The organism is Jannaschia seohaensis, from assembly GCF_900116765.1.
In the GTDB taxonomy this organism is placed as follows: domain Bacteria; phylum Pseudomonadota; class Alphaproteobacteria; order Rhodobacterales; family Rhodobacteraceae; genus Jannaschia; species Jannaschia seohaensis.
The window spans coordinates 107,923-122,907 of the sequence record NZ_UETC01000006.1 but is presented as its reverse complement, the minus strand read 5'-3'; the positions used below and the strand labels follow the sequence as shown (position 1 = coordinate 122,907).

General features: G+C 68.5%; 13 protein-coding genes and 1 tRNA gene. 10 read left to right on the top strand and 4 right to left on the bottom strand.

Features of this window, described 5'->3' with window-relative positions; translation table 11 throughout:
- Positions 1-1,048: 1,048 nt before the first annotated feature.
- From DTQ71_RS14095 to DTQ71_RS14075, 5 genes are all read left to right on the top strand, one after another.
- Complete coding sequence (locus DTQ71_RS14095) at positions 1,049-2,857, top strand: adenine deaminase (RefSeq protein WP_109564943.1); 1,809 nt, start codon at positions 1,049-1,051, stop codon at positions 2,855-2,857.
- Complete coding sequence (locus DTQ71_RS14090; RefSeq protein ID WP_109564942.1) at positions 2,857-4,338, top strand: AMP nucleosidase; 1,482 nt, start codon at positions 2,857-2,859, stop codon at positions 4,336-4,338. Before DTQ71_RS14095 ends, DTQ71_RS14090 begins: the two co-directional genes overlap by 1 nt.
- Positions 4,339-4,452: 114 nt before the next feature.
- On the top strand, positions 4,453-4,743 hold the full coding sequence (locus DTQ71_RS14085; RefSeq protein WP_109564941.1) for an HU family DNA-binding protein: 291 nt from the start codon (positions 4,453-4,455) through the stop codon (positions 4,741-4,743).
- A 193-nt stretch (positions 4,744-4,936) separates the two neighbouring features.
- Positions 4,937-5,773: a cation efflux transmembrane domain-containing protein gene (locus DTQ71_RS14080; RefSeq protein WP_245947533.1), complete on the top strand. Its 837-nt coding sequence runs from the start codon at positions 4,937-4,939 to the stop codon at positions 5,771-5,773.
- Positions 5,774-5,872: 99 nt separating this feature from the next.
- Positions 5,873-6,742, top strand: a complete 870-nt coding sequence (locus tag DTQ71_RS14075) for a DMT family transporter (protein ID WP_109564940.1) — start codon at positions 5,873-5,875, stop codon at positions 6,740-6,742.
- Between the two features lie 193 nt (positions 6,743-6,935).
- Here DTQ71_RS14075 and aroC read toward each other — a convergent pair whose 3' ends face one another.
- Complete coding sequence (gene aroC / locus DTQ71_RS14070) at positions 6,936-8,039, bottom strand: chorismate synthase (protein ID WP_109564939.1); 1,104 nt, start codon at positions 8,037-8,039, stop codon at positions 6,936-6,938.
- Positions 8,040-8,162: 123 nt separating this feature from the next.
- Between aroC and DTQ71_RS14065 the strand changes: the two genes are divergently transcribed.
- The gene (locus DTQ71_RS14065) at positions 8,163-9,155 is read left to right on the top strand and encodes an NAD(P)/FAD-dependent oxidoreductase (protein ID WP_109564938.1); all 993 of its coding nucleotides are present in this window, start codon (positions 8,163-8,165) and stop codon (positions 9,153-9,155) included.
- Between the two features lie 4 nt (positions 9,156-9,159).
- On the opposite strand, the gene DTQ71_RS14060 is transcribed toward DTQ71_RS14065, so the two are convergent.
- On the bottom strand, positions 9,160-9,846 hold the full coding sequence (locus tag DTQ71_RS14060; RefSeq protein WP_109564937.1) for a fumarylacetoacetate hydrolase family protein: 687 nt from the start codon (positions 9,844-9,846) through the stop codon (positions 9,160-9,162).
- A 646-nt stretch (positions 9,847-10,492) separates the two neighbouring features.
- Positions 10,493-10,579 (bottom strand) — tRNA-Leu (locus DTQ71_RS14055).
- Positions 10,580-10,750: 171 nt separating this feature from the next.
- Here DTQ71_RS14055 and DTQ71_RS14050 point away from each other — a divergent pair.
- The 3 genes from DTQ71_RS14050 (at position 10,751) to DTQ71_RS23520 (ending at position 12,342) form a co-directional block, all read left to right on the top strand.
- Positions 10,751-11,734, top strand: coding sequence for a complex I NDUFA9 subunit family protein (locus tag DTQ71_RS14050; protein WP_109564936.1), 984 nt, complete (start codon positions 10,751-10,753; stop codon positions 11,732-11,734).
- Positions 11,735-11,784: 50 nt separating this feature from the next.
- The gene (locus DTQ71_RS14045) at positions 11,785-12,057 is read left to right on the top strand and encodes an MATE family efflux transporter (protein WP_109564935.1); all 273 of its coding nucleotides are present in this window, start codon (positions 11,785-11,787) and stop codon (positions 12,055-12,057) included.
- Positions 12,058-12,198: 141 nt separating this feature from the next.
- Entirely contained in the window at positions 12,199-12,342 is a 144-nt protein-coding gene (locus DTQ71_RS23520) for a hypothetical protein (RefSeq protein ID WP_170125431.1), read from the top strand.
- Between the two features lie 67 nt (positions 12,343-12,409).
- On the opposite strand, the gene DTQ71_RS14040 is transcribed toward DTQ71_RS23520, so the two are convergent.
- On the bottom strand, positions 12,410-13,213 hold the full coding sequence (locus tag DTQ71_RS14040; RefSeq protein ID WP_109564934.1) for an undecaprenyl-diphosphate phosphatase: 804 nt from the start codon (positions 13,211-13,213) through the stop codon (positions 12,410-12,412).
- Positions 13,214-13,428: 215 nt separating this feature from the next.
- Here DTQ71_RS14040 and DTQ71_RS14035 point away from each other — a divergent pair, with 215 nt between their 5' ends.
- Positions 13,429-14,904 carry an NAD(P)-dependent oxidoreductase gene (locus DTQ71_RS14035; protein WP_109564933.1) on the top strand — a complete coding sequence of 492 codons (1,476 nt, stop codon included), beginning with the start codon at positions 13,429-13,431 and terminating at the stop codon, positions 14,902-14,904.
- The last annotated feature ends 81 nt before the right edge of the window (positions 14,905-14,985 follow it).

The window sequence follows — 14,985 nt, the reverse complement described above, 5'->3', positions numbered from 1 at the left end:
GACTCTTGAGCGGAAGAGCATGTTTTCCTCATTGCGTTCGGGTCGCGATGGCAGGGGGGGCGCTCTGGCCTGGGCCGCCGGGGCCTTGAACGAGAACGCGGTCTTGGGATCGGCAAGGACGCATTGATCCGGCCCTCCGCGACGCTCAGCGGGTTGTGGGAGCCGTGCACCCCTGCACCGGAACAGATCGAGAGCAGCCTGCCGGGCTCCATGCGCCTGGGCCTTTCGGCCTGTCCGGCGAAGATGCCGGCGAGGCCGCTGAAAATCCCGGCCGGGTACCGGCTGTATCGGCCCGTTCCACCGTCGCGCGGCACGAGGCGGCCCGGGATCGCATCGCGCAAGGTGGGCGGCTGACGGCAGAGGCAGGCGTTGCGCGAATCTGCGGGGCGACGATCGCGCCGTCCAGCTATGGAGCCAGTGCGCAAGCACGCTCTAACCGTTGAGAATGGGCTGGCGGCCCGCGCTCGGGATGCGCGTTAGGCCTGCGGCGGGCCGGAGATTCGTGGCCGGACTCCTCGGGGCTCCGTTCGAGGCGCTTTCCGTTGCACAGGCGACGTCTGGGACGACCTGGCTTTCGGATGTGGCGACCGGGATCGGCGGCGATGCGATGAAGGCGGGCCTCCGCAAGATCGGAGGCGCGGCCTTCGATCCGCCCCCGTTATGGATGAAAGCCGAGCAGCCTCCTGCGCCCGTGACAGCGTCTGTCTGGGGCGCGGGGACGACAAGGTCTCGACCCGCGGTGGGGAGGCCCGGCGGCGAGGCCCGGACGTGTGGCCATTCGGGGGCGAGATGACCGGATCGCCCATCTGGAGCGGTCGCAGGCCGGTATTGAACGGGCGTCACACGGCCCTTTGCGGATAGGGGGCTGGGCCTTGATCTCCGGCGTCTCTTTCTCGACGCGGCACGGACCGCGGCGCGCTTCTGGACCCGCGTGGGACCGATCCAAGCAGGAGGCGCAAGTCTCAGGCAGAGCTGCCCGCGGGACCGGGTGGCGCCCATTCGCTTCGGTGGCCATTGCACCGCCCTACGGCCCATGGCACCCTGCCTCATGTCACCTGAGACCCTCCCCTCCTGGCCCGACGCCGCCCCCGATCTGATCGCCATCGCCGCGGGGCGCGCCCCTGCCGAGATCGTGCTGCGGGGTGGCCGTGTCGTGCTGGTCCACACCCGCGAGGTGCTGGACTGGCAGGTCGCCGTCGCCCAGGGCCGCTTCGCTTATGTCGGCCCCGATGCCTCCCATTGCATCGGTCCCGACACCGAAATCGTCGAGTTGGACGGCCGCTATCTGATCCCCGGCCTCTGCGACGCGCATATGCATGTCGAGTCGGGCATGCTCACCCCGGCCGAGTTCGCCGCTGCCGTCCTGCCCCATGGCACGACGTCGATGTTCACCGACCCGCACGAGATCGCCAACGTGCTGGGACTGAACGGCGTGCGTCTGATGCATGACGAGGCGCGAGGGCTGCCCTGTTCGATGTTCGTTCAGATGCCCTCCTGCGCGCCCTCCGCCCCGGGATTGGAGACGACAGGGTTCGAGATTGGGCCCGAGGACGTCGCCGAGGCGATGGAATGGCCCGGCATCATCGGCATGGGCGAGATGATGAACTTCCCCGGCGTGATCCGCGGCAGCCAGCAGATGCTGGAGCAGATGGCCGTTACCGCCCGTGCGGGCAAGGTGATCGGCGGGCATTACGCCTCGCCCGATCTCGGCCCCGACTTCCACGCCTACGCCGCGGGCGGCCCCGCCGACGATCACGAAGGCACCTGCGAGGCCGATGCCATCGCGCGGGTGCGCCAGGGGATGCGGATGATGATGCGGCTCGGCTCCGCCTGGTACGACGTCGAGAGCCAGATCACCGCCGTGACCGAAAAGGGGCTCGATCCGCGCAATTTCATCCTCTGCACCGATGATTGCATGGCGGGCACGCTGGTCAATGACGGTCACATGGACCGGGTGCTGCGCCACGCCATCGCTTGCGGCTGCGACCCGCTGGTGGCGCTGCAGATGTGCACGCTCAACACCGCGATCCATTTCGGGCTGGAGCGGGAGCTGGGCTCGATCGCCCCGGGCCGCCGCGCCGATCTGATCGTGACCGCGTCGCTGACAGAGCTGCCCATCGAGCGGGTCATGGCGCTGGGGCAATGGGTCGCCGAGGAGGGGCGGCTCACCGCGACATGCCCGCATATCGCCTGGCCCGAGGCGGCGCGCGCGACCGTCAACATGGCGCGCGACCTTTCCGCCGAGGACTTCGCCATCCCAGCCCCCGCCGGCGCGGCCGAAGGCGACGATGTGCGCGCCCGCGTGATCGGCGTCGTCGAGAACCAGGCGCCCACCAAGGCCCTGACGCGGACCTTGCCAGTGCGAGGAGGGCGGGTCGCGACGGACGAGCACCCCGATACCTGTCAGATCGCCCTGGTGGAGCGGCACCGCGCCACCGGCGGCGTCACCAACGGGTTCGTCTCGGGCTTCGGCTACGACCGGCCGATGGCGATGGCCTCCACCGTGGCCCATGACAGCCACCACATGATCGTCGTCGGCACCTGCCGCGACCATATGGCGCTGGCCGCCAACCGCCTGCGCGCCCTGGGGGGCGGCGTGACCCTCTGGTCCGACGGGGCGGAGCGGGCCTGTGTTCCGCTGCCGATCGCGGGCCTGATGTCCGACAGCCCCGCCGCCGAGGTCGCCGCTCAGGCCGAGGGCCTGATGCAGGCCATGCGGGACGCGGGCTGCACCCTCAACAACGCCTATATGCAGCATTCGCTGCTGGCGCTCGTCGTCATTCCGGAGTTGCGCATCAGCGATATGGGCCTCGTGGACGTGACGCGATTCGAACTGACCGACCTGATCGAGACCTGATGACCCACCATGCCCCCATCTGCGCGCCCGAGCCCGCGGATCATATTGCCTATACCGATGCCGCCGCGGCGGTGGCGCAACTTCAGCACCTCTATGCCAAGGCCACGGCCTTCCTGCGGGACGGGTTCGCCGCCGCGGTCGAGAGCGGAACGCCCGATTGCCGCTATCGCGCCTTCTATCCCGAGATCCGGATCACTACGACGACATTCGCGCGCACCGATAGCCGCTATGCCTTCGGCCATGTGCCGGTGCCGGGGCGCTATGCGGCCACGATCACCCGGCCGGACCTGTTCGAGAACTATCTGACCGAGCAGATTGGCCTGCTGATGCGCTCCCATGAGGTGCCGGTGCATGTCGGCTGGTCGCGCACGCCGATCCCGATCCATTTCGCGATGCTGGGGGGCGACGATCTGACCGTTCCGCAGGACGGCGTGCTGCCCTTCCTGATGCGGGACGTCTTCGACGTGCCGGATCTCGAGACGACGAACGACGCGATCGTCAACGGCGTGGGCTTTACCTTTCAGGACGGGGCACACCCGCTGGCCCCGTTCACGGCGCAGCGCGTCGATTACTCGCTGGCGCGGCTGGCCCATTACACCGCGACCGCCCCGGAGGATTTTCAGAACCACGTCCTGTTCACTAACTACCAGTTCTATGTGGAGGAATTCGTCGCCTACGCGCGGGCTGCGCTGCGCGACCCGGACTCGGGCTATCAGGAGTTGGTCGGCCCGATGAACCAACGGGTCGGACGCGACGACCCCGACGCGCCGATGGTCGATCCGCCCAAGATGCCGCAGATGCCGACCTATCATCTGACGCGAAAGGACGGGGCCGGGATCACGCTGGTCAATATCGGCGTTGGCCCCTCCAACGCCAAGACAGCGACCGACCACATCGCCGTGTTGCGGCCCCATGTCTGGCTGATGGTCGGCCATTGCGCCGGGCTGCGCAATTCGCAGTCCTTGGGCGATTTCGTTCTGGCCCATGCCTATCTGCGCGAAGATCACGTGCTCGACGACGATCTGCCGATCTGGGTGCCGATCCCGGCCCTGGCCGAGGTCCAGGTCGCGCTGGAGGACGCGGTCGCTGAAGTGACTGAACTGGAAGGGTTCGAGCTCAAGCGGATCATGCGCACCGGCACGGTCGCCACCATCGACAACCGCAACTGGGAACTCAGGGAGCAGGCGGGCCCGGTGCAGCGGCTCAGCCAGTCGCGCGCGGTGGCCCTCGACATGGAGTCGGCCACCATCGCCGCCAACGGCTTCCGCTTCCGGGTGCCCTACGGAACCTTACTTTGCGTCAGCGACAAGCCGCTCCACGGGGAGTTGAAACTGCCCGGCATGGCCTCGGCCTTCTACAAGACCCAGGTGAGCCGACATCTGCTGATCGGGATCAAGGCCATGGAATCTCTTCGCGAAATGCCGCTAGAACGACTCCATTCGCGAAAGTTGCGCTCGTTTGAGGAAACGGCCTTTCTCTGAGCGCATCATATTGCCTGCGCCCGTAGAATGTGCCTTCACACGATGTTGTAGGCCCAGCAAATATTGGGCTAGGTTGCCGCGAAACAATCAGAACCTGCACAGGGAGAGCCGCATATGGCACAGAAACCGATGACGAAGACGCAGCTTGTCGCCGCCTTGGCCGAGAAGATGGAGAGCGACAAGAAAAGCGCCTCCGCCGCACTCGACGCGATCACTGCCGTCATCACCGAAGAAGTGTCCAACGGCGGCGCAGTGACCCTGCCCGGCATCGGCAAGATCATGTGCCGCGAGCGCCCCAAGCGCATGGTGCGCAACCCCGCCACCGGCGAGCAGTTCGAGAAAGAGGCCGACAAGGTGGTCAAGATGACCATCGCCAAGGCACTCAAAGACTCCGTCAACGGGTGACGGTCCAGTCCCGTCCGTGACCGGTATCTCGGGCGGCGGGACGGCTCCGACCCCCGCCCCATCCTGGCTCGGATGACATCCGACATGGCTCGGAGCGCACTTTCCGCTCCGAGCCGTTCCCCGCGAAGCTCGCGGGACACAGAGGCGGCGCCTGCCCTTGGCCCGCCATGGACGCGGCGCTAGACCGGACGCCATGTCGGTCGCTCAGTCTTCGGAACCCATCGAGATCCGGTATCGCGTGTCCGGGATGGATTGCGCCAAGGACGCGGCGCAGATCGCACGGGCCGCGCAAGCCGCCGGTATTCCGCCGGAGGCCGTGACGGTGTCCGCGGCGACGCATATCATGACCCTGACAGTCCCTGAGGCGCTCCTGCCCGGGATCGAAAAGGCCGTGGCGACGACCGGCTACGGGTTCGAGCGGATCGAAGGCGGCGAAGATCGGCAGGGCGGGATGCATCGGGATCCGGCCTATCGGCGCGCTCTCTGGATCGTCGTGCTCCTGAATGTCGGCTACGGGCTGGTCGAGATGGTCGGCGGCGTCATCGCCGGCTCGCAGGCCGTCAAGGCCGATGCGCTCGACTTCATCGGCGACGGGGCGATCACTTTCCTGGGGCTCCTGGCGATCGGCTGGAGCCTCGCCTGGCGGGCACGCTCCGCCCTGATCCAGGGTCTCTTTCTCGGCGTGCTTGGCCTTGCCGTTCTGGCCAACACGCTCTGGCGGGTTTTCGTTCAGACGGTCCCGGATCCGTCCCTGATGGGCTTCTTCGGCTTTGCCGCGCTCGTCGTGAACGTGCTCGCCGTCCTGCCCCTGCTCCGCTTTCGCAAGGGCGATGCGAACATGCGGGCCGTGTGGTTCTTCTCCCGGAACGACGCCATCGGCAACGCGGCTGTCGTCGCCGCCGCCGGGCTTGTGGCGGTGCTCGGAAGCGGATGGCCTGATCTGATCGTCGCCTTCGGGGTCGCGGGGCTGTTCCTGCACTCGTCCTGGAGCATCGTCCGCGACGCTCGCCGCGATCTGCGCGCAGCCTGACGCCCGCCTGAGCCGGCCTTCGCCTCCACGCCCCGGCCGCCTTGCCTTCGCAGCGCCGGGAGGCGTATGGGCCCGGCACCGTCCTGACCCGAGTTTCCCATGGATCTCCGCGCCCTCGTCCTCGGCCTGCTCTTCGCGCTGATGTGGTCCTCGGCCTTTACCTCGGCCCGGATCATCGTGTCCGAGGCGCCGCCGCTTCTGTCGCTGTCCTTGCGCTTTGCGATCTCGGGGGCGCTGGGGGTCGCCCTGGCCTATGCCATGGGGCAACGCATGGCCCTGACCCGAGGCCAGTGGCGCGCGGTGGTCGTGTTCGGGATCTGCCAGAACGCGCTCTATCTCGGGCTGAACTTCGTGGCGATGCAGTGGGTGGAGGCGTCGCTTGCGGCGATCATCGCGTCGGCTCTGCCGCTGATGGTGGCCCTCGCCAACTGGGTGATCTTCCGCGAGGGGACGCGGATCCTGGGGGTCGCGGGCCTCATCGCCGGAAGTTTCGGCGTCCTTCTCATCATGGGGACGCGGCTGCAGGGCGGGACCGATCCGCTGGGCGTCTTCTATTGCGTGCTGGGCGCGGTGGCGCTGACCGCGGCGACGCTGTCGGTGCGAGGGGCCTCGGGGGGCGGCAATCTGATGATGGTGGTGGGGCTGCAAATGCTGGTGGGGTCCGCCGCGCTGCTGCCGGCGGGGCTTGCGCTTGAGACCTGGGACGTCACTTGGACCCCGCGCCTGATCGCGGCGTTGGCCTACACGACGCTGGTGCCCGGGCTGCTTGCGACATGGATCTGGTTCCTGCTGGTCGCCCGGATCGGGGCGACGCCGGCGGCCACGTTCCATTTCCTGAACCCGTTCTTCGGCGTGGTCGTGGCCTGGGCGCTCTTGGGTGAAGCGCTGGGCCCGCTCGACGCGCTGGGCGTGGCGGTGGTGACCGGCGGGATCCTGGCGGTGCAGGTCAGCCGGATGCGGGCGGGCTGAGCCCGGCGGTCAGTCGCCCTCGGGGCTCCATTCCAGATCGGTCGCGTCCTCCGAGGAGGTGGCGGGCAGGATGGACCAGAGACAGGCGAACCCTGCGGCGAAGATGGCGGCGAGGCGGAGCATGGAGATCCTCCTTGGTCGTCAGGCTAGCATGCCATTCCGCGGGCCAGCCGCCAATCCCCCCGAGCGGGGCCTAGCCGATCCGGCCGCCCGCATCCCCGACCTGCCCGCGATGGAGAAGCAGGTGGTCAAGCAGGACGCAGGCCATCATCGCTTCGGCCACCGGCACCGCACGGATGCCGACGCAGGGATCGTGGCGCCCCTTGGTGACGATGGTGGTGTCCTCGCCCGACTTGGTGATCGTGCGCCGCTCCGACAGGATCGAGGAGGTCGGCTTGACGGCGAAGCGCACGACCACGTCCTGGCCGGTGCTGATCCCGCCCAGAATGCCGCCGGCATGGTTCGACGAATAGACCGGCCCGTCCGGCCCCATCGAGATCTCGTCGGCATTGTCGCGCCCGGTCAGGCGGGCCGCGTTCATCCCTTCGCCGATCTCGACGCCCTTGACCGCGTTGATCGACATCATCGCGGCGGCCAGATCGGTGTCGAGCTTACCATAGACCGGCGCGCCCAGCCCCGCGGGCAGGCCGCTGGCGGTGCATTCGATGATCGCGCCGACGGAGTTGTGATCGTCCTTGCGCAACCAATCGAGATGGGCGGCGAACTCTTCGGCGGCGACGGGGTCGGGGCACCAGAACGGGTTCTTGCCGATCTCTTCCCAATCGAAGCGCGCGGGGTCGATGTCGAGCGGGCCCATCGCCACCATGTAGCCGGTGATCCGGATCTCGGGCGCCAGCATCTCCAGCGCCGCCCGCGCCACGCCGCCCGCGGCGACCCGCGCCGCCGTCTCCCGCGCAGAAGAGCGGCCACCGCCGCGATAGTCGCGGATCCCGTATTTCTGCCAATAGGTGATGTCGGCATGACCCGGCCGGAATTTCTCGGCGATGTCGCCGTAATCCTTGGACCTCTGGTCGGTGTTGCGGATCATCAGTTGGATCGGTGTGCCGGTGCTGCGCCCCTCGAACACGCCGGACAGGATCTCGACCGCATCCGGCTCCTTGCGTTGGGTGGTGTGCTTGGACTGGCCCGGCTTGCGCTTGTCCAGCCAGTGCTGCAACGCCGCCTCGGTCACAGGCACGCCCGGCGGGCAGCCATCGACGGTGGCACCCAGGGCGGGGCCGTGGCTCTCCCCCCAGGTTGTGACGCGAAACAGGTGGCCGAAGCTGTTCAGGGACATGGGCGCTCTCCTCGGGGCGAGGGCATAGACAGGCGTCCGGCTGCGCACAAGCGGATCGGCGTCGCACCCATCGCGCCGGGCGCGCGCGCCTGCTAAGGGAAGAAACCCAGAGCGGAGAAAGTCATGGCCCCCACGCGTCCTCGCATCGCAATCGTCGGCGCCGGTCTGTGCGGCTTGCGGCTCGCGCAGGGGCTCGGCCATGCGGCCGAGGTCACCGTCTACGAGAAGTCGCGCGGCTTCGGCGGGCGCATGGCGACCCGGCGGGCCAGCCCCTTCGCCTTCGACCATGGCGCGCAATACATGACGGCCCATGGCGCCGAGTTCCGCGCCTTTCTCGCTACCCATCAGCAAGCGGGCCGCGTGCGCCGCTGGACGCCCCGCCTGACCGTGATCGGCGGCGGCGCGCCCTGCGCCTGGACCGCGCCGCGCTGGGTGGCGGTGCCCGGCATGTCCAGCCTGGCCGGCGCCATGGCCGAGGGCATCGACGTCCGCCGCGAGACGGAGATCGCGGGTCTGGCGCGCCATGGCGAAACCTGGACGCTCTCAGCGGCGGAGGGTCCGGTGGCCGAGGGCCTCGACTGGGTGCTGCTGGCCATTCCCAGCGTGCAGGCGGCGCGGTTGGCGCCCCCGGACATGCTGGGGCGCGACGAGCTGGAAGCGGTTCGGATGCGCGGCGCCTACAGCCTGATGGTGGGGCTGGAGGACGCAGCCGAGTTGCCTTGGGATGCCGCGCAGGTCGCGGAGGGCCCGCTTGGCTGGATCGCCTGCAACGGGACCAAGCCCGGCCGGCCCGAGGTCACCTCCATCCTGGCCCAGACCGGCCCCGATTGGGCCGAGGCGAACCTGGAGCGCGACCAGGACGAGGTGCGCGGCGACTTGCTGGACGCCCTGGCGGAGGCGACGGAGTTCGACCTCTCGTCGCCCGCCTATCTGCGGCTGCACCGCTGGCGCTATGCCTCGGTGGCGCGGCCTGCCGAGACGCCCTGCATGATCGACGGGGCGCTGGGCCTGGGCCTTGCCGGGGATTGGTGCGGTACCGCGCGCCCCGGCCGGGTGGAGGGCGCCTTCGACAGCGCCGAGGCGCTGGCCGAAGAGGTGCTCGCCCGCCTGGGCTGAGCGCTCAGGTCACCGTCACGGTCATCTCGCCCAGCCCCTCGACGGCGAGATCGAGCACATCGCCCCGGACGACCGGGCCAACGCCCGCCGGCGTCCCCGACAGGATCACGTCCCCCGCCGCCAGGGTGAAGTATTCGGAGAGATAGGAGATCATCTCCGGCACCTTCCAGATCATCTGGTCCAGGTTCCCCTCCTGGCGCAGCTTTCCGTTGACCCGCAGCGCGATGGCGCCATGGCTCGGGTGCCCCACCTCGGAGACCGGGTGGATCGGCCCCACCGGCGCGGAGCGGGCGAAGGCCTTGCCGATCTCCCACGGACGCCCGGCCTTCTTGGCCACGCCTTGCAGGTCGCGCCGGGTCATGTCGAGCGCGAGCGCATAGCCGAAGACATGATCCAAAGCGTCGGCCACCGCGATATCGGTGCCGCCGGATTTCAGCATCACCGCGATCTCGGCCTCATGGTGCACATCGCTGCTGCGCGGCGGGTAGGGAAAGCGGCCAGAGGGGTCCAGGTCGTCGGGGTTCTTTTGAAAGAAGAAGGGCGGCTCCCGGTCGGGGTCATGCCCCATCTCGACGGCATGGGCGGCATAGTTGCGCCCGATGCAGTAGACCCGGCGCACGGGGAAGCGCGCCTCGGTCCCGGCGACGGGCAAAAGAGTGGGCGGCGGCGGGGCGATCACGGTCTCGGGCATCGGGGCTCCTGCGGATTGGGTCGCCTCCTTCCTAGCGGCCCGGGCGGGGCAGGGCGAGGCGGCGGATTGGACACACAGCCTGCGGGATATTGCGTCCCCCGCGCCAAGAGAAGAGGCGCCATCGCTCTCCGACCCGGGCGCCGAGGACTGTCGGTGATGGAGGGCGATGACGGCCCCGCCCTGATCTCGGTGCAGAAGGCGGGCATCGCGGTCCTTCGGGTCCGGGGGGACGAAGGGGTGCCGCCGGGGCGTTCGGCCTGATCGGGGAGGCCTTGGATTCGGCTCCGTCCGGCGCGGATGTCGTCGCTGGGATCCTCCACATCGTCGGCATCCCTTCCCGGCCAAAGATCGTGTGGCTGCTGTCATCCAACGCCGCTGCATCAGGACGAGGCCGTCGTCACGTTCTGGGTGCAGGCCATGGCCCGTCGGCATGCGGTGGACCTCGCCGCTGCAAGACCCAGAGCCGCGCCGTCCGATGGAGACCGACGCGCATCTTGAAATCTTGGCTGGAGAGATGCGGCCCAACGGGTCCGCCCGTCCCGAGGTCAGATGAGATGGCGGCATTAAAGACCGTCAGGGACCGGGCGGACCCGTCTGCGACAACGAACCACCAACTAATCGCTTTTCATTTTCGGGAGGTAGACCGTGGTGCCCAGGAGAAGACTCGAACTTCCACTCCCTTGCGAGAACTGGCACCTGAAGCCAGCGCGTCTACCAATTCCGCCACCTGGGCATCCACGGTGCGCGGTGGGTATCTCCGGCCTCGGGCGGCGTCAATCCCCTCTGATGGAAAAATCGTCGGGGGCGGGGGCGGCCATCGCCGGCTCGCCCATGCGACCTCGCGGGGCCTTGTCCGGTGGCCCTCCAAAGCGTATCGCTCGATCCGACCGGACAGGAGGCCCTCATGCAGCAGCTCGTCACCATCTTCGGCGGTTCCGGCTTCGTCGGGCGCTATATCGCGCAACGCATGGCCAAGGCAGGCTGGCGCGTCCGCGTCGCCGTCCGCCGCCCGAACGAAGCGCATTTCGTGCGGATGTATGGCGCCGTGGGACAGGTCGAGCCGGTCTTCGCCAATATCCGGGATGACCGCAGCGTCGAGGCCGCCTTGATGGGGGCCGACGCGGTGGTCAATTGCGTGGGCATCCTGGCGGAGGCTGGCAAGAACCGCTTCGACGCCGTGCAGACCGAGGGCGCGGAGCGGATCGCGCGGATCGCCGCCGGCATGGGGCTGCGGCGCATGGTCCAGCTTAGCGCCATCGGCGCCGACGCGGAGAGCGAAAGCGACTACGCCCGCACCAAGGCCCTGGGCGAGGGGGCGGTGATGCGCCACATGCCCGAAGCCGTCATTCTGCGCCCCTCGATCGTGTTCGGCCCCGAGGACCAGTTCTTCAATCGCTTCGCCGCGATGGCGCGGATCGGGCCGGTCCTGCCGGTGGTCGGGGCCGAGACTCGCTTCCAGCCGGTCTATGTCGACGATGTCGCCGCCGCGGCCGAAGCCGCGCTCCAGGGCAAGGCGGCGCCCGGCATCTACGAGCTGGGCGGGCCCGAGATCGCGACTTTCCGGGAATTGATGCAGCAGATGCTGCGCGAGATCCGCCGCCGGGCGCTGATCGTGGCGGTGCCGTTTGCGGTCGCCCGGTTCATGGGGGCCGGGTTCGATCTGCTTCAGACGATCACCTTCGGCCTGTTCCGCAACACCGTGCTGACGGCGGACCAGGTGCGCAACCTCGCCCATGACAATGTCGCGAGCGGCGATCTGCCCGGCTTCGAGGCGCTCGGCATCGAGCCCACGTCGATGGATGCGGTGCTGGAAGACTATCTCTGGCGGTTCCGCCCCTCCGGGCAATATGCCCAGATCAAAGAATCCGCCCGCAACCTGCGGACCTGACGGAACCCAGAGGGCGCGCGGCCAGTTCTCTCCGCCTGAACGGAGGGCACATGGCCAAGAACGGTCGCGATCTGACCGAAGGCCCGGTCTGGAGGGCGCTGCTGGCGGTCTCGGCGCCGATGATGCTGGGCATCGCGGCGGTAATCTCACTCGGGTTGGTGGATGCCTACTTCCTGTCCAAGGTCTCGCCCGAGGCGCTGACGGCTGTGGGCTTCGTCTATCCGGTGACGACGGCGGTCTCGTCGCTCTCCATCGGTTTGTCGGCGGGGGCGGGGCGATCATCGCGCAGGCGCTGGGCCGTAAGGAAGATGCGCAGGACGTGACCCGCCAGGGGCTGCATGCGCTGGGCCTGGGCTTGGGGCTGGCTGCGCTTGCGTCTCTGATCTTCCGGTGCGCCAACGCGCCGCTTTTCGCTGCGCTGGGGGGCGGCGACGGTGAATGCGCGGTCGAAAGCCGGGCACGCGATGGCGCTGTCGCTTCTGCGGGTGCTTGCGGTCTATGTGCCGCTTGCCTGGCTGGGCGTGACGCTGTTGGGCTATGGCGGCGTGCTGGCGGCGGCCGTGGCGGCCAATGTCTTCGGCGCCTGTGCGGTGCTGGTCGCTGCGTGAGCGACCGGCCTTCTGGGCCCGAAGCTGTTGCCGGTCAAGGGGATCGCCCGGCGGAGCCCCGCGTGACCTAGCCGGCGTAAGCGTAGATCAGCAGACCCGTGCCCAGCAGGATGCGGTAGATCACGTAGGGTGTGAAATCGACCGAGTGCAGCAGGCGCATCATCAGGTGCAGTGCCGCCAGCGCCGCGCCGAAGGCAAAGAGCGCCGCGATCGCCCCGTCCCGTGCCAGCGCCCCCGTGGCATCGCCCACTGCGTCGAGCGACAGCAGCGCGCCCGAGGCGAGGATCGTCGGGATCGACATCAGCATCGCGATGCGCGCAGCCTCGTGCCGCTCGTATCCCATCGCCCGGGCGCCGGTGATGACGATGCCCGAGCGCGACGTGCCCGGGATCAGCGCCACCGCCTGCCAGAGGCCGAGCTTCAGCGCCTGGCCGGGGCCCCAGTCGGCGACGGTCTTTTCCTGCCCGCCCGTCTGGTCGCACCACCACAAAAACAGTCCGAAGAGCAGCGTCGTCCAGCCGATCACTGTGACCGAGCGCAGCGCATCCGTGCCGATGGTCAGGCTGATGAGGAGGCCCGCGACGACCACCGGGGCGGTCGCGATCATGAGGCCAAGGGCCAGCTTTTCCTCCGCACCGCGCCGCTGGCGCAGCAGGCCAACCGTGCCGCGCAGGGCGGCGGCCACGTCCGACCGGAAGTAGAGCACGACGGCGCCCAGCGTGCCGACATGGACGGCGACGTCGAGGAAGGTGCCTTGATCCTCCAGCCCGGTCAGGGCGGGCAGCAGGATCAGGTGGCCTGAGGAGGAGATGGGCAGGAACTCGGTCACGCCCTGGAGGGCGGCAAGAAGTAGGAGATGCCAGAGGGCCATGAATTGCTCGATTCGCCTTTTGAAGGCATAGTGCGAATGTGCGGTCGGGAGGGGAAGAGGCGGACTTGGTCCGAACCGGACCTATATTGACGGAAAATCGACGCCTGCCCCGCGCGCCGTGACAAAAAATCCTCAAGTAGGTCAGCATTACTGACTTTCATTCCCTTCGGACCTTGTATAACGGGGAGGTCCGCTCGCTCAGGAGGAGTCCCGCAATGGCCACGAACAAGATGCTTCGTTTCGTCTCGCTCGAGCGTCAGACGCCCGAGAAGCGGACCGCAGCCGACCGGACCGACGATTTCGAAGAGATCTATCGCGAGTTTGCCGCCGACCGCGCCGCGGAGCAAGCAAGCCGCTGTTCGCAATGCGGCGTTCCCTACTGCCAGACCCATTGCCCGCTGCATAACAACATCCCCGACTGGCTGCGCCTGACCGCAGAGGGCCGCCTGCGCGAGGCTTATGAGATCAGCCAGGCGACCAACACTTTCCCCGAGATCTGCGGACGGATCTGCCCGCAGGACCGCCTGTGCGAAGGCAATTGCGTCATCGAGCAATCGGGGCACGGCACCGTCACCATCGGCGCGGTCGAAAAGTATATCGTCGACACCGCCTTCGAGGAGGGCTGGGTCGAGCCGATCAGGCCCTATGCGGAGCGCGAGGAAAGCGTCGGCATCATCGGCGCGGGCCCCGGCGGGCTGGCCGCGGCCGACATGCTGCGCCGGGCCGGCGTGCAAGTGACGGTCTATGACCGCTACGACCGCGCGGGCGGGCTGCTCACATACGGCATCCCCGGCTTCAAGCTGGAGAAGGACGTGGTCATGCGCCGCAACGCGCAGCTGGAGGAGGGTGGCGTGACGTTCGTCCTCAACTGCGAGGTCGGGCGCGACATCACCTTCGACGAGATCCGCGCCAAGCATGACGCGGTGATCGTCGCAACCGGGGTCTACAAGTCCCGGGAGCTGGCAGGCGAGAACCACGACGCCGACGGGATCGTCCGCGCGATCGACTATCTGACCGCGTCCAACCGGAAATCCTTCGGCGATGCTGTGCCAGAATTCGACAGCGGGGCGCTCTCGGCCGAGGGCAAGCGCGTCGTCGTCATCGGCGGCGGCGACACGGCCATGGATTGCGTGCGCACGGCGATTCGCCAGGGCGCGACCAGCGTGAAGTGCCTCTACCGCCGCGACCGGGCCAACATGCCCGGCTCCCAGCGGGAGGTGCAGAACGCCGAGGAAGAAGGCGTTGAGTTCGTCTGGCTCACCGCGCCCGCCGGGTTCGAGGCGGGGGCGGCCGTGCATGATGCGGGCTCGCCGCTGGTGCAGCTGTCGGTGTCCGGCGTGAAGGTGCAGCGCATGAAGCTGGGCGCGCCCGACGCGACCGGGCGCCAGAAGCCCGAGCTGATCGAGGGCGCGGATTACATCGAGCCCGCGGACCTCGTGGTGAAGGCCCTGGGTTTCGAGCCCGAGGAGCTGCCGACGCTGTGGGAGAAGCCCGAGCTGGAGGTGACGCGCTGGGGCACGATCAAGGCCGATTTCCGCACCCATGAGACGCCGCTCGACGGGGTCTATGCGGTGGGCGACATCGTCCGCGGCGCCTCCCTGGTGGTCTGGGCCATCCGCGACGGCCGCGAGGCGGCGGAGGCGATCCTGGACCGCTTCGCGGCGGCCTCCGCCTCGGTCGCGGCGGAATAGGCCCGATGTTCCACTATCGTTACAAGCCGAGCGGTGGGCATGGTGATGCCCACCCTACGGTCGGTCGGCGCGCGATGCGCG

What these genes read in the sequence shown, in the direction of transcription:
- DTQ71_RS23520 (WP_170125431.1), top strand. Translation starts at nt 12,199, where the DNA reads ATGGCGCTGTCGCTTCTGCGGGTGCTTGCGGTCTATGTGCCGCTTGCC.
- aroC (WP_109564939.1), bottom strand. Translation starts at nt 8,039, where the DNA reads ATGTCCCTGAACAGCTTCGGCCACCTGTTTCGCGTCACAACCTGGGGG.
- DTQ71_RS14090 (WP_109564942.1), top strand. Translation starts at nt 2,857, where the DNA reads ATGACCCACCATGCCCCCATCTGCGCGCCCGAGCCCGCGGATCATATT.
- DTQ71_RS14045 (WP_109564935.1), top strand. Translation starts at nt 11,785, where the DNA reads ATGGCCAAGAACGGTCGCGATCTGACCGAAGGCCCGGTCTGGAGGGCG.
- DTQ71_RS14035 (WP_109564933.1), top strand. Translation starts at nt 13,429, where the DNA reads ATGGCCACGAACAAGATGCTTCGTTTCGTCTCGCTCGAGCGTCAGACG.
- DTQ71_RS14040 (WP_109564934.1), bottom strand. Translation starts at nt 13,213, where the DNA reads ATGGCCCTCTGGCATCTCCTACTTCTTGCCGCCCTCCAGGGCGTGACC.
- DTQ71_RS14075 (WP_109564940.1), top strand. Translation starts at nt 5,873, where the DNA reads ATGGATCTCCGCGCCCTCGTCCTCGGCCTGCTCTTCGCGCTGATGTGG.
- DTQ71_RS14085 (WP_109564941.1), top strand. Translation starts at nt 4,453, where the DNA reads ATGGCACAGAAACCGATGACGAAGACGCAGCTTGTCGCCGCCTTGGCC.
- DTQ71_RS14065 (WP_109564938.1), top strand. Translation starts at nt 8,163, where the DNA reads ATGGCCCCCACGCGTCCTCGCATCGCAATCGTCGGCGCCGGTCTGTGC.
- DTQ71_RS14080 (WP_245947533.1), top strand. Translation starts at nt 4,937, where the DNA reads ATGTCGGTCGCTCAGTCTTCGGAACCCATCGAGATCCGGTATCGCGTG.
- DTQ71_RS14095 (WP_109564943.1), top strand. Translation starts at nt 1,049, where the DNA reads ATGTCACCTGAGACCCTCCCCTCCTGGCCCGACGCCGCCCCCGATCTG.
- DTQ71_RS14060 (WP_109564937.1), bottom strand. Translation starts at nt 9,846, where the DNA reads ATGCCCGAGACCGTGATCGCCCCGCCGCCGCCCACTCTTTTGCCCGTC.
- DTQ71_RS14050 (WP_109564936.1), top strand. Translation starts at nt 10,751, where the DNA reads ATGCAGCAGCTCGTCACCATCTTCGGCGGTTCCGGCTTCGTCGGGCGC.